The organism is Streptomyces sp. HUAS CB01 (assembly GCF_030406905.1).
Classification (GTDB): domain Bacteria; phylum Actinomycetota; class Actinomycetes; order Streptomycetales; family Streptomycetaceae; genus Streptomyces; species Streptomyces chengbuensis.
On sequence record NZ_CP129137.1, the window covers coordinates 2918905 to 2941034 of the forward strand.

Below are 22130 nucleotides of genomic sequence, written 5' to 3' on the forward strand. Positions count from 1 at the left end.
CGGCGCACCCCGTCACTTCTCCGACGACATCCCCGTCGCTTCGGCACTCCTTCCTCGCCGCAGGCACACCGTCGCCCCGGGTCCGTCGCCCCGGGCACCCCGTCACCGGCTCCCCCGCGCGCCCGCTCAGCCGCCGAGCGCGTGCGCCACCGTGTAGATCAGGAGGCCGGTGAGCGCACCGACGACCGTGCCGTTGATCCGGATGAACTGCAGGTCACGGCCGATGTGCGCCTCGATCTTGCGCGAGGTGTGCTCGGCGTCCCAGCTCGCGACCGTGTCGCTGATCAGGGACGTGATCTCCTCGCGGTACGTCGTCACCACGTGCACCGCGGTGTTCTCGATCCAGCCCTCCAGCTTGCGCTGCAGCCTGCCGTCCGTCGCCAGCCGGGCGCCGAGGGACATCAGGGAGGCACGGGCCCGCAGCCGCAGTTCGCTGCGCTCGTCCTCGGCCGCAGAGATGATCATGGCGCGTACGGACGACCAGGCCGACGCGATGATGTCCTGCACCTCGGGGCGGGAGAGCATGTCGGACTTCATGCGCTCCACCCGCGTCCGGGTGTCGGTGTCGGCCTGGAGGTCGGAGGCGAAGTCGGCGAGGAAGCGGTCGATCGCGGTGCGCGCGGGGTGGTTGGGGGCGTCACGCATCTCGGTGACGAAGCGGATCAGTTCCTTGTAGACCCGCTCGCCGACCTTCCTGTCGACGAAGCGCGGCGTCCAGCCCGGGGCTCCGCCCTGGACGGCGTCGATGACGGAATCGCCGTGGGTGATCAGCCAATTGTGGGCACGGGCACAGATCAGGTCGACCGCGCGGTGGTGGGCACCGTCGGCGACGATCCTGTCGAGGGTCTTGCCGATGCCCGGCGCGATCTCGACGGTCTCCGCACGGCGGGTGATCGCCTCACCGACGACGGCCTGGACGTCCGAGTCCCGCAGGACGGCGAGCGCGCCGCGCAGGGCCGTGGACAGTTCGGCGGTGACGCGGTCGGCGTGCGCGGGCTCGGCGAGCCAGGCGCCGAGCCGGCCGCCGAGGGAGAGGCCGCGCAGCCGGGTGCGTACGACGTCCTCGGACAGGAAGTTCTCCCCTACGAAGTTCCCGAGGGAGGCGCCGAGCTGGTCCTTCTTGTTGGGGATGATCGCGGTGTGCGGGATGGGGATGCCGAGGGGGTGCCGGAACAGTGCGGTGACCGCGAACCAGTCGGCCAGGGCACCGACCATGCCCGCCTCGGCGGCCGCGGCCACATAGCCGGGCCAGCCCTGGACACCGGAGTTCTCGGCCCATGTGGCGAGCGTGAAGACCAGCGCCACGAGGAGGAGCAGACCGGTGGCCGTGGTCTTCATCCGGCGCACGCCTCGGCGCTTCTCCTCGTCGGCGGCGGTGTACGCGAAGGAGGCGAGCGGCGCGGGGTGTGGGGGACGGGCGCGGCCGGGGGCGGCCCCGTCGGCCGTGTTCGCCCTGTCGGCCGCGGACGTCCCGTCCGCCGGGTCCGCCGTATCGGCCCTGTCCGCCCTGCCGGCCGTATCGGCCCCGTCCGCCGGGTCCGCCGTCCCGGCCGCGGACGCCGTACCTGCGCCGTCCGCCGTCCCGGCCGCGGACGCCGTACCTGCGCCGTCCGCCGTCCCGGCCGCGGACGCGGGGCCACCGGCCTTGCTCACGCCGTCCGTGCCACCGGGCCGTGCCCAGGCTCCGGGGCGATGACCGGCGCCCCGGCCCTCGGCCCCCGGCCACCCACCACGGGCGTCCCCTGATCCGCCCAGGCGGCCCGCCCCCGGGCCCTCGGCCCCGGTACGGCCCTCCGCACCCGGCCCCCCGGCCCCCGCGCTTCCCCCTCCGGGCCCCGGACCTGACCGGCCGCCCTCCACGTCGTCGGCCGCTGCGTCGGCGGGCGATGCGTCGGCGGGCGATGCGTCGGCGGCCGCTGCGTCGGCGGCCGATGCGGACCCGGGCTCCGCGACCCTGCCGTCGTCCCGGGCGTCCCCTCCCCCTCCGCCGTCACCCGTTCGGCCCAACGCACCCTCGGGCCCGGAGCCGCCGCCCCCGGGGCCGCCGGGACCGTGCCCGCTGCCGGGTGCGCCGGCGGCCGCGCCGCTGTCCGCCGCCGAGGCAACCGACCGGCCTCCGGGGCCCGCTACGTCCGCCGGTGGCAGCGTGGAGGCGCCTCCGGCCTGGCCGTTCCCGTCCGGCGCACCCGGAGTGGGGCCGGGGCGGCCGGCGGCCGGATCCTCGCGCTCAGGTCGTTCAGTTCGCTTCATCGACTCCACCCGTCCGCGTACGCGACGCTCCTACCCGATCGCGGTACGCCTTCTGCCTACCTGTGGTACTCCCGGGGCGCACGTCGAGTTCCCACGGCCATATCGGATGATGTGCTCATGAAAACCCAGCGGGCCGGGTACGGCCTGTTCGCCGCACTCGTCGCCCTGACCCTGCTGATCTGCGGCGCGATCATCACCACCTTCACCCTCGTCGGGCCGGACGACCGGCGCCAGGCGGCCTCCGGGGCCGGAACGGGCGGCCGGACCGGCAACACGACGGCGCAGGCCGTGGGCACGGGAGGCTGGGCCGGGACCTGGTCCGCCGCGCCCGGGAAGGCCGGAGTCGCGCCCGCGGGCGGGCATTCCGTACGGAACGTGGTCCACACCAGCCTCGGCGGCAGCGAGGCCAGGATCACCCTGTCGAACCTCTACGGGACCGAGCCCCTGCACATAGGCCGTGCCTCCATCGCCGTCGCCGCCGGGGGTGCCGCCGCCGTGCCGGGCAGCCTGCGCACGGTGCTCTTCGACGGACGCCGGTCCGTCACGGTGCCGCCCGGCGGGCACGTCGTCGGCGACCCCGCCCTCCTCGCCGTTCCCGAGGACGGCCATCTGCTCGTCACGCTCTTCGTCCCGGCGCCGGGCGGGGGCACGGTCACCCTGCACGCCCGGGCGCGCCAGACCTCGTACCTGGCCGAGGGCGACCGCACCCGCGACACCGACGCGGGCGCCTACACCCGGCGCACGTCCTCCTGGCACCACCTGACGGCCGTGGACGTCCGCAATCCTGCCGCGCGCGGTACGGTGGTCGCCCTCGGCGACTCGCTCACCGACGGCGCGGGATCCACTCCCGACACCGACCGCCGCTGGACCGACCGGCTGGCCGAACGGCTGCGGTCGGGCCGCTGGGGGTACGGCGTCGTCAACCAGGGCATCAGCGGCAACCGGCTCCTCCGGGACGGCATCGGCCCGAGCGGGCTCTCCCGCCTCGACCGTGACGTCGTCGACCGCCCGGGCGCCCGGGTCGTCGTGGTCGCCCTCGGCATCAACGACCTCCTCCGCCCGGCCGGCACCGCGGACCCGGCGAAGGTCACGGCCGGGCTGCGGAGCCTCGCGGAGCGGGCCCGGGCCAGCGGACTGCGGGTGGTCGGGGCGACGCTCATGCCCTTCGAGGGGCACCCCCGCCACAGCCCGGCGCTGGACGCCTCCCGGCAGGAGATCAACGCGGCGATCCGCGCGGGAACGGTCTTCGACGCCGTCGTCGACTTCGACCGGGCACTGCGTGATCCGTACGCCCCCGAGCGGCTCCACCCGGCGTACGACTCCGGGGACCATCTGCACCCGAACGACGCGGGGTACGAGCGGATGGCGCGCAGCGTGGACCTCTCCGTGCTGATAGGCGAACGGGCGGCGGCCCGCCTCTGAGGCGCGGCGGCCGCCCGGGGCCCGCGATCCGGACCCCCTCGGCCCGGCCCTTCGGATCGCCCGGCCCGGCACGCCGTCGGAGTCCCCGGCCCGCCCCCGCACAGGGGTCGGAGTCGCCGGCCCGGTGGCCCGGCCGCCACCCGGCTCGGCCTCGTCCGTGGTCACCGCGGGCGGCGAGCCACTCCACGGCGTTGCCGAGAGACGCCGCTTTCACGGCTCGTCCGACGGCTGCCTCGTCCGTGACCGTGACGTCCTGGAGTCCGTCCCCCCGGCCCGTGCGCTCCATGACGGTCCCTTCCGCAGGGGACGTGCACGGAGGGCGTCTTCTCGATCCGGAGGGGGACGAACCGCCTCGAACCGCGACACCCCGTCCGGATGCCCGGCCCGTTCGCGAACGGCCCGGGACGCCTCAACGGCACCGGGCGGGCCGCCGACCGGGCCCCGGCGTGCGCGGGGGGACTCCGGCCGGCCGCGGTGTGCTCGTCAGAGGCCCAGGTCCTTGATGACCTTCGCCACGTGGCCGGTGGCCTTCACGTTGTAGAGCGCCCGCTCGACCTTGCCGTCCTCGTCCACGACGACCGTCGAGCGGATGACGCCCGTCACCGTCTTGCCGTAGAGCTTCTTCTCGCCGAACGCGCCGTACGCCTCCAGGACCGCCTTCGAAGGGTCGCCGACGAGCGTGACCTTGAGGTTCTCCTTCTCCCGGAACTTCGCGAGCTTCTCCGGCTTGTCCGGAGAGACCCCGATCACGTCGTAGCCGGCGCCCGCCAGCAGGTCGAGGTTGTCGGTGAAGTCGCAGGCCTGCTTGGTGCAGCCAGGGGTCAGGGCCGCCGGGTAGAAGTACACGATGACCTTGCGGCCCTTGTGGTCGGCGAGCGAGACCTCGTTGCCGTCCGCGTCGGGCAGGGTGAAGTCCGGGGCGGTGTCGCCGGGCTGCAGTCGCTCGCTCATTCTCGGTTCTCCTCAGGGATGTGGGCGTACGGCACCGAGCGTAATAGGGGTGCCGTGGGGTGCGGTCGGCGTCGAGCTGACAGACTGTCGAGGAAGGATTACCGGATACGACGACGGAGGCGGCGCGGTGTCGGACGCCAGGACCCCTGCGCAGATCGAGGCGGACATCGTCCGCCGGCGCGACCAGCTCGCCGAGACGCTCGACGAGATCGGGGTGCGGATGCACCCGAAGACGATCATCGGGGACGCGAAGGCGAAGGTCGCCTCGACCGTGGACCAGACCGCCGGGCGGGCGTTCGTGGCCGCGAATCGTGTGGTGACCGATGTGAGGAACCGGTTCGTGCACCCGGACGGCGCGCCCCGGCTGGAGCGTGCGGTGCCGGTGGCGCTGGCCCTGGTGGGCGTGGTGAGTCTGCTCGCCCTGGCCGCCAGGAAGCGGAAGGCGTGAGCCCGCTCCGCCCCGGCGGCGGCCGGACCGGCGCCCGGCAGGTAGGTTCGATGTCGTGAGCGACAACACCCTCGACAAGCACGACAAGCTGCCCATCAAGATGCTGCACGACCGGGTTCTGGTCCGGTCGGACGCCCCCGAGGGCGAGCGGCGGTCCGGCGGCGGCATCCTGATTCCGGCGACCGCTGCGGTCGGCCGGCGTCTGGCCTGGGCGGAAGTGGTCGCCGTCGGGCAGAACGTCCGTACGGTCGAGGCCGGTGACCGCGTGCTGTACGACCCGGAGGACCGCGCAGAGGTCGAGGTGCGCGGCGTGGCGTACGTACTGATGCGGGAGCGCGATCTGCACGCCGTCGCGGCGGACCGCTTCGAGGGCGCCGAGGACTCGACGGGGCTGTACCTGTAGGGCCCCGCCCGGACCTTCGACGGCCGGCCCGGGGGCTGCGACGGCCCCGTCCGGCGCGGGTGACAGCCCGCCCGGGGGTCCGGCCACGCCGCCGCCCGGTACGCCTGGCGGGCCCGCCCCGTGCGCCGGCCTGCCCGTCACCCCGTCCGCCCCGTCCCGTGGCGGTACGCACCGTCCGGCGCACGCCCGAGGCACACGCCCGGACGAGGCAGGCGCCCGCCGGGATCGGAAGGGCAGGCGCCCGCCCGGCTCGGAAGGGCAGACGCCCGCCCGGCTCGGAGGGGCAGACGCCCCGACGAAGCGAGCGGCCCTCGGCGGCGGCAGCGGCCTCGCGGCAGGGAAAAGGCCTGGTGACACCGGTCACCAGGCCTTCCTCACGCCTTTGCTACGGTGGGATCACCCGACGAGACGCGCCGTACCGGGCAGGCAAAGACGACGCACCGCACGAAGTCCGCGTCTCGGAGGTGCCTGTCATGGCCTGGGTCCTGCTCCTTCTCGCCGGTCTGCTCGAGGTCGGCTGGTCGATCGGCATGAAGTTCACGGAGGGCTTCACCCGGCTGTGGCCGAGTGTGTTCACGGCCGCCGGGATCGTCGCCAGCATGCTGCTGCTGTCCCATGCCGCCCGGACGCTGCCCATCGGCACCGCGTACGGAGTCTGGGTCGGCATCGGGGCGGCCGGGGCCGCGATCGTGGGGATGGCGGTCCTCGGCGAGCCCGCGACCACCGCCCGGATCTTCTTCGTGGTGCTGCTCCTGGTCGCCGTGGTCGGCCTGAAGGCGACCTCGGGCCACTGATCCCGACCCGCCTCCCCGACGCTCACGGCCGGTCCGGGAACACCCCCCAGTCGTCCGTGCCGCCCGTCCCCTGCGTCCCCGGCCCGCCGTCGCCGCCGCCGGTGGTCCCCCGGGTGACTCCGCCCTGTGCCCCGCTCTGGCCGGTACCGCCGCCGGGTCCGCCGCCCGTCACCGGGCCGCCGGTGGCCTGCCCCGCGGTCGACGGGCGGACGCCGGTGGTTCCGCCCGACGGCGGAGTACCTCCGTCGGGCGGCGTCCCGCCGTCCGTCGCACCGACGGCGCCCGCCCCGTTCGCCGCCGGCGGCGAGACGCCGGCGGAACGGCCGTCCTCTCCACGTCCACGGTCCTCGCCCCAGGCCGGCCCGGAAGGGTCGGCACCGGGCCCACCCGGCTCTTCGGGCGGGTAGAACTCCTCCTCCGCGCCCTCGGCGATGGTCAGGTCGAAGTCCTCCGCCTCGCTGCCGGCCAGCGCGGCCGCCGTGAACTCGCCCCAGATCGCCGCGGGCGCCCCGCCTCCGTTGATCCTCGGCAGGCCCAGCGCCCCGTAGAGCGACTTCTGGACGCCGGTGTCGGGGTCCTGGCCCATGACGGCGACGACCGTCGCCAGATCCGGCGTGTAGCCGGCGAACCAGGCGGCCTTGTCGCCCTCCGCCGTGCCCGTCTTGCCCGCCGCGGGCCGCCCCGCGGACAGCGCCGCCATGCCCGACCCCTCCCGCACCACGCCCATCAGCACGGACGTGGTGGTGTCCGCGGCCTCGCGGCTGATGACCTGTCTGGCCGGCGTCTCGGGCAGCTCCAGCTCCATGCCGTCCTTGGTGATGCGCTCGACGAGCGTGTACGTGCCGTGCCGGCCGTGGTTGGCGAGCGTCGCGTACGCCTCGGCCATGTCCAGCACGCTCGCCGTCGCCACGCCGAGGGCGATGGACGGTGTCGCGGTCAGGTCCGGGGTGCCCTCCGGGACGCCGAGGGCGATGGCGGTCTCCCGTACCCTGCGCGGCCCGACGTCCTGGGCGAGCTGCGCGTACACCGAGTTGACCGACTGGTCCGTGGCCAGGCGCAGGCTCAGCGGACCGTACGAGACGTTGTCCTCGTTCTCCGGCGCGTAGCCCGTCGGACCGTACCTGCCCTGCACCTGGCGCCGATCCGTGCCGTCGTAGAGCGTGTCGGGGGTGATCCGGCGGCCGTCCTGGGTCAGGGAGCCGTTCTCGACGGCCGCGGCGAGGACGAACGGCTTGAACGTCGAACCGACCTGGTAGTCACGGCGGGTGGCGTTGTTGACGTACTGCTTGGTGTAGTCGATGCCGCCGTACATGGCGACGACCTTGCCGCTCGCCGGGTCGATCGACGCCCCGCCGACGCGGACGTTGCGGTCGGCGGCGCGGCCGGGATCGCGCCGGGACATCACGTGCCGGTCGACGGCGGCGGCGAAGGCGTCCTGCTTCCTCCGCTCCAGAGTGGTCGTGATCCGGTAACCGCCGCGCGCCAGGGTCTTCTCGTCGACGATCCCGTTGCCGGTGATCCAGTCCTCGACGGCCTGGACGATGTAGCCGCGCTGTCCGGACAGCCCCGTCGCGGGACCCGCCGTCTGCGGCATCGGGAAGATCATGGTGGCCCGCTCGGAGAGGGGCAGCCAGTGCTCCGTCACCATGCCGTCGAGCGTGTAGTTCCAGCGGGCGAGCGCCCTGGGCCGGTTCTCGGGGTGGGCGGCGACGTCGTAGGCGCTGGGCGCGTTGAGCAGCGAGGCCAGGTAGGCGCCCTCGGCGGTGTCGACCGCGCCGATGTCCTTGCCGTAGTAGGCGTGGGCGGCGGCCTGGATGCCGTAGGCGTTGCGGCCGAAGTAGCTGGTGTTGAGGTAGCCCTCCAGGATGTCGGCCTTGCTCTGCTCCCGGTCGAGCTTGATCGCGATGAAGAACTCCTTCACCTTGCGGGTGACCGTCTGCTCCTGGGCCAGGTAGTAGTTCTTGACGTACTGCTGGGTGATGGTGGAGCCGGACTGCCTCCCCTTGCCGGTGACCGTGTTCCACGCGGCCCGGACCATCGCCTGGGGGTCCACGGCCCGTTCGGAGTAGAAGTCGCGGTCCTCGGCGGCGAGCACCGCGTGCTGGACGGACAGGGGGATCTGGGAGAGCCGGACGCTCTGCCGGTTGACCTCACCGTCGCGGGCGATCTGCGTGCCGTCCCTGTAGAGGTACACGTTCGACTGGGCCGTGGCGGCGGAGTTGGCCGGGGGGATCTCGACCAGCAGATACCCGGTGACGAACCCGCCGAGCAGCACGAGGGCGAAGAGCAGCGACGCGCCGAGCACCGTCCGCCAGGTGGGGACGGCCCGCCGCAGACCGGTGCGCCGGGGGCGGGTGCGCCCGGGGCGGGACTCCGCGGGCGGCGCCTCCGCCCGGACCTCCCGGTCCTCGCGCCCCTCCGGAGCCTCCCCGCCGTCCCTGCCGGCCCGCACCTCCCCGCCGTCCCTGCCGGCCCGCGCCTCCCCGCCCTGTTCGCGCGGCGGGCCGGGCACCGGGCCGACGGCCGTCGGATCCCTCGGGTCCCGGCGCTGCTGCAGTGGCTCGTGACTCATGGCTGTGGAGACTCCTCGGCCCCGCCCGGGAGAACACCCCGGACCGACACGGACATTTCGGGCGATTCGCTGAGTGCCCATACTGCACTTCCCACCCCCCTAACCCCCGCACCGCCGCCCGGAATACGGTCGCGGCGACCCGTACCCCTGAGCTAGGGTCATGCGCTTTGGTGCGTCCGCCCCGGACGCGGCGCTCCCCGCGACGATTCCTGCTCAAGGAGGCTGTGGTGCGGCTCTACGCAGTCGTCGTGGCAGGTGGCTTCCGGCGCTATGCGACGTACCGGATCGCGACGGCGGCGGGCGTCTTCACCAACACCGTCTTCGGCTTCATCATGGCCTACACCTATATCGCCCTCTGGGACGAACGCCCTCGGCTCGGCGGCTACGACCTCTCCCAGGCCGTCACCTATGTGTGGCTGGGCCAGGCGCTACTGATGACCTGCGCCATGATGGGCGGCGGCTTCGAGGACGAACTCATCGAACGCATCCGCACCGGCGACATCGCCATCGACCTCTACCGCCCCGCCGACCTCCAACTGTTCTGGCTCGCGGGCGACCTGGGCCGCGCCGCCTTCCACCTCCTCGGCCGCGGCGCCGTCCCCCTGCTGCTCGGCGCCCTCGCCTTCGACCTCGCGCTGCCCACGTCGCCGCTCCCCTGGCTGGCCTTCCTCACCGCCGTGGTCCTGGGCGTCGTCGTCAGCTTCGCCCTCCGCTACCTCGCCGCCCTCTCGGCGTTCTGGCTCATGGACGGCGCCGGCGTCCTCCAGTTCACCTGGCTGGCCGGGCTGTTCTTCTCCGGCATGCTGCTGCCTCTCACCCTCTTCCCCGGTGCCCTCGGCGAACTCGCCCGCCTCCTCCCCTGGTCCTCGCTGCTCCAGATCCCCGCCGACGTCCTCCTCGGCAAACGCACCGGCTGGGGACTCGTCCACGCCTACGCCTTCCAGCTGGGGTGGGCGGCCGCGCTCCTCGGCGCCGGCCGGATCCTGCAGTCGGCCGCCACGAGAAGGGTGGTCGTCCAAGGTGGCTGAACAACCACGCTCCGGCGGACCTCCGCAACTCGCCGAACACCTGCGCACACTGCGCTCCGGACTGCGCGCCTACGGACTCATCGCCGCCATGTGGATGCGCTCCACCATGACCTACCGCGCCTCCTTCGCCATGACCGCGCTCGCCAACCTCGCCGCCACGTCCTTCGACTTCGTCGTCATCCTGCTGATGTTCGCGCACGTCGACACCCTCGCCGGATACAGCCTCCCGGAGATCGCCCTCCTCTACGGAGCGGCCGGAACCGCCTTCGGCCTCGCCGACCTCGCCATGGGCTCCATGGACCGGCTCGGGCGACGCGTGCGCGACGGCACGCTCGACACCCTCCTCGTACGACCCGCCCCCGTACTCGCCCAGGTCGCCGCCGACCGCTTCGCCCTCCGCCGCCTCGGCCGCATCACCCAGGGCCTGCTCGTCCTCGGCTACGCCCTCCTCGCCCTGGACATCGCCTGGACCCCGCTCAAGGCCGCCATGGTGCCGATGATGCTGCTCAGCGGAGCCACGATCTTCGCCGCCGTGTTCGTGGCCGGCGCCGCCTTCCAGTTCGTCGCCCAGGACGCCGCCGAAGTGCAGAACTCCTTCACCTACGGCGGCAACACCCTGCTCCAGTACCCGCCCACCGTCTTCGCCAAGGACCTCGTGCGGGGCGTCACCTTCGTCGTACCGCTCGCCTTCGTCAACTGGCTGCCCGCGCTCTACGTCCTCGGACAGCCCTATCCGCTCGACCTGCCCCACTGGCTCGCCTTCACGCCACCGCTCGTCGCCGCCGTGTGCTGCGCGCTCGCCGGGGCCGCGTGGCGGGCGGGCCTCCGTACGTACCGCAGCACCGGGAGCTGAACCGTGACCGAGGAAGCCACCGACACCGCGCACCCCGTCCGGACCGCGAACCTGATCGAACTGGAAGGCGTGGAGAAGGTCTTCGACGTACGCCGCAGATCGGGCCTGCTGCGCCGCGAGAAGACACGCGTACGAGCCGTCGACGGCATCAGCTTCACCGTGCCGCGCGGCGAGATGGTCGGCTACATCGGACCCAACGGCGCCGGGAAGTCCACCACCATCAAGATGCTGACGGGCATTCTGACCCCCAGCGGAGGCCGGCTGCGCGTCGCCGGGATCGACCCGTCACGCGAACGCACCCGGCTCGCCCGGCGCATCGGCGTGGTCTTCGGGCAGCGCACGACGCTCTGGTGGGACCTGCCGCTCATCGACTCGTACCGGCTCGTGCACCGCATGTACCGGATCCCGGACGCGCGCTACCGGCAGAACCTGGAGCGCTGCGTCGAACTGCTGGACCTCGGCGCCCTGCTGGACGTACCCGTACGCCAGCTCTCCCTCGGACAGCGCATGCGCGGCGACATCGCCGCGGCCCTGCTGCACGACCCCGAAGTGCTGTACCTCGACGAACCCACCATCGGCCTCGACGTCGTCTCCAAGGCGAAGGTGCGCGAGTTCCTGCGCGACCTCAACGCCGAACGCGCCACGACCGTCCTCCTCACCACCCACGACCTCACCGACATCGAGCAACTGTGCAAACGCGTCATGGTCATCGACCACGGGCGGCTCGTCTACGACGGCACCCTCGCCGGACTCCACGAGATCGCGCCGGGCGAGCGCACCCTCGTCGTGGACCTCGAACGCCGGCTCCCGCCCATCGAGGTGGCGGGCGCACGCCCGGTACGGGTCGAGGGTCCGCGCCAGTGGCTGGCCTTCCCGGCCTCGGCCTCGGCGGCACCGATCGTCGCGGCCCTCGCCGCCGACTACCCGCTGGTGGACCTGTCGGTGCGGGAGCCCGACATCGAGGCCGTGATCGCGAAGATGTACGCGGAGCGTTCGACGGCGCCGTGAGCGCCCCGATTGACTAGGCTGATCGTATGACGAGCGACCTTCCGGACATGCGGGCCTCCGACGCCGAGCGGGAGCGGATCGCCGAACGACTGCGGGACGCCGTCGCCGAGGGCCGCCTCGACATGGACGAGTTCGAGGAGCGGCTCGACGCCGCCTACAAGGCACGCACGCACGGGGAACTGGAACCCCTCGTCCGGGACCTCCCCGCCCCGGGCGGCAGCCCGGCGCTTCCACTCGCCAACCCGGCGCCGGGCGCAGGCGCCGCGGACTACGCACGGCGCATCGGCCAACCCGCCACCTCCAAGGGCGCGTTCGCCTTCTGGAGCGGCTTCGGCCGCAAGGGCACCTGGACCGTCGCCCGCAGATTCACCGCCGTCGTCCTGCAGGGCGGCGGCGAGATCGACCTGCGGGAGGCCGGCTTCGAGGACCGGGACGTCGTCATCCGCTGCTTCACGGTCATGGGCGGCATCCAGGTCACCGTGCCCCCGGACATGCACGTCGACGTCAGGGGCTTCGGCTTCATGGGCGGCTTCGGCGAGACGGGCCCCGGCGGCGACCCGGACGACATCGCCCCCGGCTCACCCCGGGTGACCGTCACCGGCTTCGCCCTGATGGGCGGCGTCGGCGTCGAGCGCAAGCTCCGCAAGGCCGACAGACAGCGCCTCAAGGAGGCCCGCCGGCGGGAACGGCTGGAGAAGCGCGAGGGCGGCGGGGCACGGGACGAGCTGGAGTAGCCCCACCCCGGCGGGGACGGGCGGACACCGGGCGTGACCATCCGACCGTCGGTTCGTTACTCCGTGCGAGGCCACGAACACACGGCCGAGCACGGAGGGGGACGCGAGGCATGCCGGAGAGCCCGCACACACGAGAACGCCTGACGGAGGCGGCGAGGACGTCGCGGACGCTGTCCGAGGCACTGGGGAAGCTGGGGGTGGAGGCGCGGGGGGCTTCACGGCGGTACGTCCACGACCGGATGAAGCGGATGGGTGTGGACACCTCGCACTTCGAGCGCGAGGGAGCCCGGTGGACGAAGGACGTCCTCGAACCCGTGGTCGCGGTCTCGACCAGCGTCACCGAGGTTCTGCGCCGGCTCGGCCTGGACGTGGTCGGCGGCCACCACGCCAACATCAGCCGGCGGATCCGGGGCTACGGCATCGACACCTCGCACTTCGTCACGCCGTCGAGGGCAGGCGCGGGCGGGGATTCGAAGAAGCCCGGAGGGCTCCTGGTGGAACAGCCCCGGGAGAACGCCCGGCGGACCGCCGGCCGTCGATTGCGACGCGCCCTGGCCGAGGCGGGCGTACCGGAGCGGTGCGCGCTCTGCGGGACCGGACCCGAGTGGCGCGGGCGTCCGCTGCCCCTGGAGGTCGATCACATCGACGGCAACTGGCACGACAACCGTCCCGAGAACCTGCGCCTGCTCTGCCCCAACTGCCACTCGGCGACGGACAACTACCGGGGACGCGGCAAAGCCCGGCGCCGGGAGCCCCGATGAGCCGGCACTTCCTCGGCGACGACGTGCCGCACCCTCCGCGGCGCGCCTACCCCAGGGCGGGCGACCGGCCCCCGGCGGCGGAACTGGCCGCAGCCGTCAGCGCCTCGTCCTCACTGGCCGAGGTGCTGCGCCGCCTGCTGCGGCCCGACAACACCAGCCGGCGCACGAACCTCAAGCGGTGGATCGCGGACGACGGTCTCGGCACCGACCACTTCCTCGGCCAGGCGCACATGAGGGGCAGACCGGGAACCCGGGCGCGGCGCGCCACGGCGGTCCTGGTGAAGCGGGAATCGGGTCGGCGCACCAGAACTCCGCACCTGCGGCGTGCGCTCCGGGAGATCGGCGTACCCGACGAGTGCGCCGGCTGCGGCACCGGCCCCGAGTGGTTCGGGCGGGCCATGACGCTCGAGGTCGACCACATCAACGGCGACCGGCTGGACGACCGCCCCGGCAATCTGCGCCTGCTCTGCCCCAACTGCCACGCGACCACCGCCACATGGTGCCGGGGTGGCCGCCGCCCCGGCACCTGAGGGGACTCTCCGCACCGGATGCCGACCGCGCCCAGTACAGTGGGCGCGGAAGCATGCGCCCGTACGCCAAGGGCTGAGCGGCGATCTTTAGGTGGTCGTGTTTGTCGGTTCGAATCCGACCGGGCGCACCACGACCGAGGGCTCGGCTCGCATCCCGCGAGCCCAGCCCTCCGGGCGAACGCCTCAGCCCAGCAGTTCCCGCACCACCGGCACCAGCGCCCGGAACGCCCTCCCCCGGTGGCTGATCGCGTTCTTCTCCTCCGGGCTCAACTGCGCGCACGTCCGCGTCTCGCCGTCCGGCTGGAGGATCGGGTCGTAACCGAAGCCGTTCGTGCCGGCCGGGGCGTGGCGGAGGGTCCCGCGCAGGCGGCCCTCGACCACGCGTTCCGTGCCGTCGGGGAGGGCGAGGGCGGCCGCGCAGGCGAAGTGGGCGGCGCGGTGTTCCTCGGAGATGTCGGAGAGCTGGGCGAGCAGCAGTTCGAGGTTGGCCGTGTCGTCGCCGTGGGTGCCGGACCAGCGCGCGGAGAAGATGCCCGGGGCGCCGCCGAGGACGTCGACGCAGAGGCCGGAGTCGTCGGCGACGGCGGGGTGGCCGGTGGCCTGGGCGAGGGCGTGCGCCTTGAGCAGGGCGTTCTCGGCGAAGGTGACGCCGGTTTCCTTGACGTCGGGGATGTCGGGGTAGGCGTCGGCGCCGACGAGTTCGTGGCTGAGTCCGGCGTCGGCGAGGATCGCGTGGAGCTCGGTGATCTTCCCGGGGTTGCGGGTGGCGAGGATCAGGCGGGTCATGCGCCCAGTATCTCCGTGGCGGTGACGGCGCGGGCGCCGTGGGGGGTTCCCGCGGCGCCCGGGGGTCGGCGTCGGTTCAGGAGGTGCAGACCTTGCCGAGTTCGGTCGCGGCGTCGGTGACGGGCTTGATGTCGGGGGTGGCGTCGCCGTTCTCGACGGAGGTGCGGACGCTCTCGACTCCCTTGGAGAGGTCGTCGACGGCCTTGGAGAGGTCGGCGTTGTCGGTGGTGTCCTTGAGGTTGCCGAGTTCCTTGTCGATGTCGTTGAGGGCTTCGGTGAGCTGTGTCGGGTCCTCGGAGGCGGTGGAGACGGCCTGGGAGAGGCGGTCGACGCTGGTGGCTATGGCGTCGGCGGTCTTGACGCAGTCCAGGGCCTTGTCGAGGGCACCGCAGCCGACGGCTCCGGTGAGCGCGACGGCGGTGACGACGGCGAGTGCGATACGGCGGCTGCGCATGGAGCAGTCCCTCCCCTGTTCTCGGACGGGCGTACGGTTCGGCCCGTACGCCCGTACCTGCTGTGACGCCGGCAGTGGCGTTCTTGGTTGCTTCTTTACCTTCGGAGGGCGGCGGCGCCCGGGGTCACCGTCCGCGTGGGGTGCCGGCTCCCTGGCGGTGGGCGCCTCGGGGCTCGGGCCGGGCGGTGCGGCTCACTCGCCGAGTGCGGTGGCGAGGGCGGCGGTCTGGAGGGCGGCGAGGTCGGCGCAGCCGCCGGTGGCGAGGTCGAGGAGCGCGTTGAGCTCCTTGCGGTCGAAGGGTTCGGCCTCGGCGGTGCCCTGGACCTCGACGAAGCGGCCGTCGCCGGTGCAGACGACGTTCATGTCGGTCTCAGCGCGGACGTCCTCCTCGTAGCAGAGGTCGAGGAGGGGCGTGCCGTCGACGATGCCGACGGAAACGGCGGCGACGGTGCCGGTGAGGGGCTTGCGGCCGGCTTTGACGAGCTTGTGGGCCTGGGCCCAGGAGACGGCGTCGGCGAGGGCGACGTAGGCGCCGGTGATGGCGGCGGTGCGGGTGCCGCCGTCGGCCTGGAGGACGTCGCAGTCGAGGACGATGGTGTTCTCGCCGAGGGCTTTGTAGTCGATGACGGCGCGCAGGGACCGGCCGATGAGCCGGGAGATCTCGTGGGTGCGGCCGCCGATCCTGCCGCGGACGGACTCGCGGTCGCCGCGGGTGTTGGTGGAGCGCGGCAGCATGGAGTACTCGGCGGTGACCCAGCCTTCGCCGCTGCCCTTGCGCCAGCGGGGGACGCCTTCGGTGACGGAGGCGGTGCAGAAGACCTTGGTGTCGCCGAACGCGATGAGGACGGAGCCCTCTGCGTGCTTGCTCCATCCGCGTTCGATGGTGACGGGGCGGAGCTGTTCGGGGGTGCGGCCGTCGATACGAGACATGCGGTGAGCCTATCCGTACGCGCGTGAGGGGCCCGTTCCGGTGGTGAACGGGCCCCTCACGGGTGAGACCTCTCCGGGGTGGACCGGGGTCCGCGGTCAGCGGTCAGCGGTCAGCGGTCAGCGGTGCGGTCTCGCGCGGGTGGGCGGGGAGGCGGCTCGCGCGGGGGTCACATCATGTCTTCGATGTCCGCGGCGATGGGGTCGGCGTCGGTGCCGATGACGACCTGGATGGCGGTGCCCATCTTGACGACGCCGTGGGCGCCGGCGGCCTTCAGCGCGGCTTCGTCGACCTTGCCCGGGTCCACGACCTCGGTGCGGAGGCGGGTGATGCAGCCCTCGACCTCTTCGATGTTCTCGATACCGCCGAGCCCGGCGACGATCTTCTCAGCCTTGCTGGCCATGTCTTTCTCCCTGCGTTCGAGAGGCCCGTTCGGGGCGCTCAGCGCTGCCTCGGCCCACCGTCGGTCCGTTTCGTCACGGTAATGCACGGTTGGCCCATCTTCATGAGCGGGTGACCGCCACCTGCCGAATGATGACGATCACTGGTGCCCGCTTCCGTGACGGACCTCGATCGGACCACGGGGGAACCGGGCCGGACCGGGGCCGTACGAAAACTGGTCTACACCAGTCTGCAACACCTGCCAAACCAGGTGACTTCCGGGAGGACGCCGATGAGCACCGAGAGCGCGGCCGTACCGCGGCCGACGTGGCGGCACAGGTCGTTCCAGGTGCTCCAGAAGATGGGGCGCAGCCTGCAGCTCCCCATCGCCGTGCTGCCCGCGGCCGGCATCCTCAACCGCCTCGGGCAGCCGGACGTCTTCGGAGACCAGGGTCTCGGCTGGACGAACGTCGCCAAGGTGATGGACGGGGCCGGAGGGGCGCTGCTGGATTCCGGCCTCGGCCTCCCGATGCTCTTCTGCGTGGGCGTCGCGATCGGCATGGCGAAGAAGGCGGACGGCTCGACGGCGCTCGCCGCGGTGGCGGGTTTCCTCGTGTACTACGGCGTGATCCAGCAGTTCCCGGAGGAGTGCGTCGATCCCGCGACGCCGGCGGCGACCGGCTGCCGGGCCGTGGACGGTTCGATCACGGCCTTCACGTACCAGAACCCCGGTGTCTTCGGCGGGATCGTGATGGGGCTGACGACCGCCTACATCTGGCAGCGCTATCACCGTACGAAGCTGGTGGACTGGCTCGGCTTCTTCAACGGCCGCCGGTTGGTGCCGATCATCATGTCGTTCGTCGCGATCGCGTTCGCCGCGCTGTGCCTGTGGGTCTGGCCGCCGATCGGCGCGGGGCTGGAGAGCTTCAGCAACTGGCTGCAGGACCTGGGGTCGTGGGGCGCCGGCATCTTCGGGGTGGCGAACCGGGCACTGCTGGTGGTGGGGCTGCACCAGTTCCTGAACGTGCCGCTGTGGTTCCAGTTCGGCTCGTACACCAAGCCGGACGGCACGGTGGTGCACGGCGACATCAACATGTTCCTGAACGGGGACCCGAACGCGGGCCTGTTCACCACGGGCTTCTTCCCGATCATGATGTTCGCCCTGCCGGCCGCGGCGCTGGCGATCACGCACTGCGCGAAGCCGCACCGGCGTGCGGAGGTGGGCGGCCTGATGATGTCGGCGGCGCTGACGTCGTTCGTCACGGGCATCACGGAGCCGCTGGAGTACTCGTTCATGTTCGTCGCACCCGTGCTGTACGCGATCCACGCGGTGCTCACCGGTGTCTCGATGGCCGTGACCTGGGCACTGGGCGTCAAGGACGGCTTCTCCTTCTCGGCGGGCTTCATCGACTACGTGATCAACTGGGGCCTGGCGACGAGACCGTGGCTCATCGTGCCGATCGGCCTGGGCTTCGCGGCGGTGTACTACGCGATCTTCCGCTTCGCGATCACCAAGTTCGACATCAGGACGCCGGGGCGCGAGCCGGACGAGATCGGTGACGAGATGGAGCGCGAGGTCACGAAGTAGAGGTGCCGTGGACGAGCGGCGAAGCAGGTGACAAGTAACCCGCCAGGGGCGGTACCGCACCGGGCGTATCCCACTCTCGTGGGCTTCGCCTGGGCCTCCGGCACGGCGGCGTCGATGGCCGGGCCCATCTCCCAGGCCCGGCCGGGGCCACGGTCGGCGGGGGTGTGCACGTCGAGTTCGGCGCGGAGCTGGGTGACGAGCGGTTCTGCGAGCTCTGGCATGCCGCGGAAGCGATCGCGGGGGCATTGTGCGAAAGCTGTTTTGCGAGAGGTTGTGAGAACGAAGATCAGGGGCAAACCGGACACGGTCCGGCGGGGGTCTCCGTTCTCTCAGAACTACTCATTCCTGCGAACCGGACGAGCTACATCCGGGTCCGCGCGTACGCCTGCAGCGCGTCGCGGACGAACGTCGCCCCCGCGGCATCGTCGTACATGCCGGCGAAGCGAGGGTCGTCGACGTACATGTCCCCCAGACCCTTCACCATCTCGATCGAGCGCTCCCGGTCGCCCTCGGCCGTGGGGGTACCCGGGATCTGACTCAGCCACTGGACGTGCCGGGCAGCCAGTGACTGAGCGTGTTCCGAAGTCGGAGAAACCCCGGCCTTCACCGCGGCGACCCATGCGGCGACGAGGTCCTCGGTGGCCTGCTTCCAGGCCCGCTGCTGGTCAAGGGACTTGCCGTGCCACCAGTCGTTGCTCACTTGGAACGCGCGCTCGCCCCAGCGTGAGATCACCTCGTCCCTGTAGCCGTCGTTGAACCCCGCCAACATCACGTCCAGCTGCGGTTCCGCCCCCGCCTGCAGGGCCTCCAGCGTGTGACGCCCGGACCGGATCTGCCGTTCGATGCGCTCCCGCTCCTCTTCCAGCGCGGCGATATGGGCGCGGAGCCCGTCGCACCTGTCCACCTCGTCGGCCAGGACCTTGGCGATGGCCGGCAAGCCCATGCCGAGCCGACGCATGAGGAGGATCCGCTGGAGCCGGGCGACCGCGCCCGGGTCGTAGTAGCGGTACCCGTTCGCGCCGACCCGGGACGGAGCCAAGAGCCCGACGCGGTCGTAGTGACGCAGGGTGCGGCTGGTGATGCCGGCCCTCGTCGCGAGTTCCTGGATCGTCCACTCCATCGTTCCAGTGTTGCCCGCGGCGTTACCCGCGGCGGAGCGTGGCGGCGATGATCTCCGAGCTGTCGGCGTGCAGGGCCTGCGCCGCCGTCTGCCCGGTCGCCGCCAGGTAGGTGTCCACCAGCCGGTTGCCCGCGGCGTACCCGGCGCCCATCGGCAGTCCCACCGGGGCGAGGCCGAAGCGCTCGGCGCTGGGGTCGCCGTGCACCCAGGCAGTGAAGTTCTGCATGCCTGTCACGTCGAGCCCGGGGAGCACTTTGGCGAAGATCTGGTCGTCGCGCAGGTGCGGCACGCCGATGCGGGTGGGGCCGAGCTCGTCGCCGTAGAGCTGTCGGGCGAAGGCGTCGGCCAGGCCCTCGGAGACGATGTGATCGCCGACCGTGACGGTCATCGGGTCCCACACAACCCCGCCCGGGCCGAACCGCAGGTTGTGGTGGAGTTCGTGCACGGCGGTGGCCTCCAGCCGTTCCACGTTCTCGGGGAAGGGCCAGAGCGTGATCACGATGTGGCCCGGGATGCCGCCGAACCCGGTCACTCCTTGGCAAGGACCCATGAAGTGCCCGTCACCCGGATCGCCGAGCACGAACAGCACGGTGATGTCCGGGGACCCCAGCCCCGGCGTCGCCTCCAGCAGCACGGTGAGAGCGTCGTCGAGGGCGCGTTGCATTCGCTCCCAGGCCCCGGCCGCCGCCAGGGTTTCGAGCGCGTCGAGGCAACGCTCCTCGTCGCGGTCGATGGGGAACCCGGACGCTTCGAGGTGCATGGCCACCAGGTCGACCTCGCCGGGGTGGTAGCGGTACATGCCCCTGGTGGGCTCCAGCATCGAACGCAGCAGGTCAACGCGGTCCGCGACCGGGGCCAGCAGGATCCGCCTCATGGCGGAGCAGGTGTCAAGAACAGTGATCGACATGGCCCCGATGCTAGGAGTTGACGCAGCGTCAAGGTCAAACGACCGGCGCCCTTCGTCGAGGTGCGGCCGGCATGTCGTCACCCAGTTCCGTCATCACCGGCGGTTCTCCGCTGCGATGGACTCACGAGCCGCCGACCGCGGCCCAGATCAACACGATCATCCGCTCCGCACTGCACCAAGCCGACGAGCGCGCCTTCGCCGAGGTCGCCGCCCGGCTCGCGCGAGCCGAGGGCGTTCCCGCCGGCTGGACACGCTGGTCTTCACCGACCCGACCGGTGACCAGGCCATGCAGGGCGACGCGGCGGCACCAGCACACACCACTCTGCCCCCTCGCTACGCCGTCCCGGCGAGGGGGCCGATCTTCGACCTGAAAGCTACTGGCGGGTTGCCTGTCACCTGGTTCGCCGCTCGTCAACGGCACCCCAAGCAGCGGGACGCGGGGCGGAGGTCCCGGCGCGGGGCGTACCCGGGGTCGGGGCGCACCGGGGGTCGGTCGGTGCTGGACCACGCGGCTCGGGCGGGGCGACGACGGGCTCCGGCAGCGGCGGTGCCGGGGCCCGGGCGGGGGCGGCAACGCGGCGCGGCCGGGGGCGACGACGAGGTGTGCCGGCATATGACCGAGGCCTCGAAAATCGCAGGTTCCTTATCTTTCCCTCACGTGCTACAACTGGTCTACACCTCTGACTGGTGTAGACCATGCGGTCCCTACCACCGCATTCCCTGAGACGCCGCCGTCCCCCTCTTCCCCCGGCCGGGCGGCGCCTTGCCCACTGGAGGAAGTTGTGACCACGGCCACCGTCGACACGGCGCCACCCGCGAAGAAATGGGGCTCCGGCCTGTTCCAGGGCCTGCAGAAGGTGGGCCGCAGTCTGCAGCTGCCCATCGCCGTGCTGCCGGCGGCGGGCATCCTGCTGCGCCTCGGCCAGCCCGACGTCTTCGGCAAGGAGGGCCTCGGCTGGGACAAGGTCGCCTCGGTGTTCGCCACCGCCGGCGACGCCGTCTTCGCCAACCTGCCCCTGCTGTTCTGCATAGGCGTCGCGATCGGCTTCGCCAAGAAGTCGGACGGGTCCACCGCGCTCGCGGCACTGGTCGGCTTCCTCGTCTACAAGAACGTCCTCACGGCGTTCCCGGTGACCGAGGCCGTGGTCAACACCACCGCCAACAAGGGTGTCGACGTCGCCGCGACGTACAACAACCCCGGTGTCCTCGGCGGCATCGTCATGGGTCTGCTCTCCGCGGTGCTGTGGCAGCGCTACCACCGTACGAAGCTGGTGGACTGGCTCGGCTTCTTCAACGGCCGCCGGCTCGTGCCGATCATCATGGCCTTCGTCGGCGTGCTCGTCGGCGTCTTCTTCGGTCTCGTCTGGGAGCCGGTCGGCAACGTCATCTCCGACTTCGGCACCTGGATGACCGGCCTGGGCGCGGGCGGCGCCGGACTGTTCGGCCTGATCAACCGGGCGCTGATCCCGATCGGTATGCACCAGTTCGTGAACACCGTCGCCTGGTTCCAGATCGGCGACTTCACGAACGCCGCCGGCGAGGTCGTCCACGGCGACCTGCACCGCTTCTTCGCCGGTGACCCGGAGGCCGGTCTGTTCATGACGGGCTTCTTCCCGATCATGATGTTCGGTCTTCCGGCCGCCGCCCTGGCCATCGCGCACACGGCCCGCCCGGAGCGCCGCAAGGCCGTCACCGGCATGATGCTGTCGCTGGCGCTGACGTCGTTCGTCACCGGTGTGACCGAGCCGATCGAGTTCTCGTTCATGTTCATCGCGCCGCTGCTGTACGCGATCCACGCGCTCCTCACCGCCGTCTCGATGGCTGTGACCTGGGCGTTCGGCGTCCACGCGGGCTTCACCTTCTCCGCCGGCCTGATCGACCTGGGGCTGGGCTGGAACAAGGCGACGAACCCCTGGCTGATCATCCCGATCGGTCTGTGCTTCGCGGTGGTCTACTACGTGGTCTTCCGCTTCGCGATCACCAGGTTCAACCTCCCGACGCCGGGCCGCGAGTCCGACGAGGAACTGGCCGAGCTCGAGAAGGCCGAGGCCAAGTAGCAGCCACGGCCGACGCACACGCAGGCCCCCGCTCTCCTCTCCGGAGCGCGGGGGCCTGCGCCCGTTCGCCGGCTGCACGCCGACCGGCCGCCGGTACGCGGTCTGCCACCCCTGCACCCGCCCGGCCGGTTGCCCCGGCCGCCCGTACACGCCGC

21 protein-coding genes, 1 tRNA gene and 1 riboswitch are annotated in these 22130 nt (G+C 72.1%); of the genes, 13 read left to right on the forward strand and 9 right to left on the reverse strand.

Going from position 1 to position 22130, the window contains the following annotated elements; all coding sequences use genetic code 11:
* Positions 1-126 precede the first annotated feature (126 nt).
* Entirely contained in the window at positions 127-1653 is a 1527-nt protein-coding gene (locus QRN89_RS12935; RefSeq protein ID WP_290349510.1) for a DUF445 domain-containing protein, read from the reverse strand.
* Positions 1654-2367: 714 nt separating this feature from the next.
* Between QRN89_RS12935 and QRN89_RS12940 the strand changes: the two genes are divergently transcribed.
* The gene (locus QRN89_RS12940) at positions 2368-3672 is read left to right on the forward strand and encodes an SGNH/GDSL hydrolase family protein (protein ID WP_290349511.1); all 1305 of its coding nucleotides are present in this window, start codon (positions 2368-2370) and stop codon (positions 3670-3672) included.
* Between the two features lie 483 nt (positions 3673-4155).
* Here the strand turns inward: QRN89_RS12940 and bcp are convergent, their stop codons facing one another.
* Complete coding sequence (gene bcp, locus QRN89_RS12945) at positions 4156-4623, reverse strand: thioredoxin-dependent thiol peroxidase (RefSeq protein ID WP_290349512.1); 468 nt, start codon at positions 4621-4623, stop codon at positions 4156-4158.
* Between the two features lie 127 nt (positions 4624-4750).
* Between bcp and QRN89_RS12950 the strand changes: the two genes are divergently transcribed.
* The 3 genes from QRN89_RS12950 to QRN89_RS12960 all read left to right on the forward strand — a co-directional run bounded on the left by QRN89_RS12950 (position 4751) and on the right by QRN89_RS12960 (position 6268).
* A complete protein-coding gene (locus tag QRN89_RS12950; RefSeq protein ID WP_290349513.1) occupies positions 4751-5071 on the forward strand; it encodes a DUF3618 domain-containing protein in 321 nt (106 codons plus the stop codon).
* 55 nt (positions 5072-5126) lie between these two features.
* Entirely contained in the window at positions 5127-5474 is a 348-nt protein-coding gene (locus tag QRN89_RS12955) for a GroES family chaperonin (protein WP_017948036.1), read from the forward strand.
* Positions 5475-5853: 379 nt separating this feature from the next.
* Positions 5854-5916, forward strand: a riboswitch (guanidine-III (ykkC-III) riboswitch).
* Between the two features lie 31 nt (positions 5917-5947).
* A complete protein-coding gene (locus QRN89_RS12960; RefSeq protein ID WP_290349514.1) occupies positions 5948-6268 on the forward strand; it encodes a DMT family transporter in 321 nt (106 codons plus the stop codon).
* Positions 6269-6290: 22 nt separating this feature from the next.
* On the opposite strand, the gene QRN89_RS12965 is transcribed toward QRN89_RS12960, so the two are convergent.
* Positions 6291-8840, reverse strand: coding sequence for a transglycosylase domain-containing protein (locus tag QRN89_RS12965; RefSeq protein WP_290349515.1), 2550 nt, complete (start codon positions 8838-8840; stop codon positions 6291-6293).
* A gap of 227 nt (positions 8841-9067) precedes the next feature.
* Here QRN89_RS12965 and QRN89_RS12970 point away from each other — a divergent pair, with 227 nt between their 5' ends.
* The 7 genes from QRN89_RS12970 (at position 9068) to QRN89_RS13000 (ending at position 13885) form a co-directional block, all read left to right on the forward strand.
* Positions 9068-9868 (forward strand): ABC transporter permease, encoded by an 801-nt coding sequence (locus QRN89_RS12970; protein ID WP_290349517.1) that lies wholly within the window; start codon positions 9068-9070, stop codon positions 9866-9868.
* Positions 9869-9908: 40 nt separating this feature from the next.
* Positions 9909-10721 carry an ABC transporter permease gene (locus tag QRN89_RS12975; protein ID WP_290353685.1) on the forward strand — a complete coding sequence of 271 codons (813 nt, stop codon included), beginning with the start codon at positions 9909-9911 and terminating at the stop codon, positions 10719-10721.
* 3 nt (positions 10722-10724) lie between these two features.
* On the forward strand, positions 10725-11729 hold the full coding sequence (locus QRN89_RS12980; RefSeq protein WP_290349518.1) for an ABC transporter ATP-binding protein: 1005 nt from the start codon (positions 10725-10727) through the stop codon (positions 11727-11729).
* Between the two features lie 26 nt (positions 11730-11755).
* A complete protein-coding gene (locus QRN89_RS12985) occupies positions 11756-12463 on the forward strand; it encodes a DUF1707 SHOCT-like domain-containing protein (protein WP_290349519.1) in 708 nt (235 codons plus the stop codon).
* A gap of 110 nt (positions 12464-12573) precedes the next feature.
* Positions 12574-13224, forward strand: a complete 651-nt coding sequence (locus tag QRN89_RS12990) for an HNH endonuclease (RefSeq protein ID WP_290349520.1) — start codon at positions 12574-12576, stop codon at positions 13222-13224.
* The gene (locus tag QRN89_RS12995; RefSeq protein WP_356948625.1) at positions 13221-13754 is read left to right on the forward strand and encodes an HNH endonuclease signature motif containing protein; all 534 of its coding nucleotides are present in this window, start codon (positions 13221-13223) and stop codon (positions 13752-13754) included. Before QRN89_RS12990 ends, QRN89_RS12995 begins: the two co-directional genes overlap by 4 nt.
* A gap of 55 nt (positions 13755-13809) precedes the next feature.
* A tRNA-Leu gene (locus QRN89_RS13000) sits at positions 13810-13885 on the forward strand.
* Between the two features lie 52 nt (positions 13886-13937).
* On the opposite strand, the gene rdgB is transcribed toward QRN89_RS13000, so the two are convergent.
* The 4 genes from rdgB to QRN89_RS13020 all read right to left on the reverse strand — a co-directional run bounded on the left by rdgB (position 13938) and on the right by QRN89_RS13020 (position 16325).
* A complete protein-coding gene (gene rdgB / locus QRN89_RS13005; protein ID WP_290349521.1) occupies positions 13938-14540 on the reverse strand; it encodes an RdgB/HAM1 family non-canonical purine NTP pyrophosphatase in 603 nt (200 codons plus the stop codon).
* Between the two features lie 76 nt (positions 14541-14616).
* The gene (locus QRN89_RS13010) at positions 14617-14994 is read right to left on the reverse strand and encodes a hypothetical protein (RefSeq protein ID WP_290349522.1); all 378 of its coding nucleotides are present in this window, start codon (positions 14992-14994) and stop codon (positions 14617-14619) included.
* A gap of 192 nt (positions 14995-15186) precedes the next feature.
* Positions 15187-15924, reverse strand: a complete 738-nt coding sequence (gene rph / locus QRN89_RS13015; protein WP_290349523.1) for a ribonuclease PH — start codon at positions 15922-15924, stop codon at positions 15187-15189.
* A gap of 167 nt (positions 15925-16091) precedes the next feature.
* Positions 16092-16325: a PTS sugar transporter subunit IIB gene (locus tag QRN89_RS13020; RefSeq protein ID WP_290349524.1), complete on the reverse strand. Its 234-nt coding sequence runs from the start codon at positions 16323-16325 to the stop codon at positions 16092-16094.
* Positions 16326-16595: 270 nt separating this feature from the next.
* Between QRN89_RS13020 and QRN89_RS13025 the strand changes: the two genes are divergently transcribed.
* Positions 16596-17891, forward strand: coding sequence for a PTS transporter subunit EIIC (locus tag QRN89_RS13025; RefSeq protein ID WP_290349525.1), 1296 nt, complete (start codon positions 16596-16598; stop codon positions 17889-17891).
* 361 nt (positions 17892-18252) lie between these two features.
* Here the strand turns inward: QRN89_RS13025 and QRN89_RS13030 are convergent, their stop codons facing one another.
* Together QRN89_RS13030 and QRN89_RS13035 are read right to left on the reverse strand one after the other, a co-directional pair.
* The gene (locus tag QRN89_RS13030; protein ID WP_290349526.1) at positions 18253-19011 is read right to left on the reverse strand and encodes a MerR family transcriptional regulator; all 759 of its coding nucleotides are present in this window, start codon (positions 19009-19011) and stop codon (positions 18253-18255) included.
* Positions 19012-19033: 22 nt separating this feature from the next.
* Complete coding sequence (locus QRN89_RS13035) at positions 19034-19918, reverse strand: DUF2268 domain-containing putative Zn-dependent protease (RefSeq protein WP_290349527.1); 885 nt, start codon at positions 19916-19918, stop codon at positions 19034-19036.
* 782 nt (positions 19919-20700) lie between these two features.
* Here QRN89_RS13035 and QRN89_RS13040 point away from each other — a divergent pair.
* Complete coding sequence (locus QRN89_RS13040; RefSeq protein WP_290349528.1) at positions 20701-21975, forward strand: PTS transporter subunit EIIC; 1275 nt, start codon at positions 20701-20703, stop codon at positions 21973-21975.
* Positions 21976-22130 lie beyond the last annotated feature (155 nt).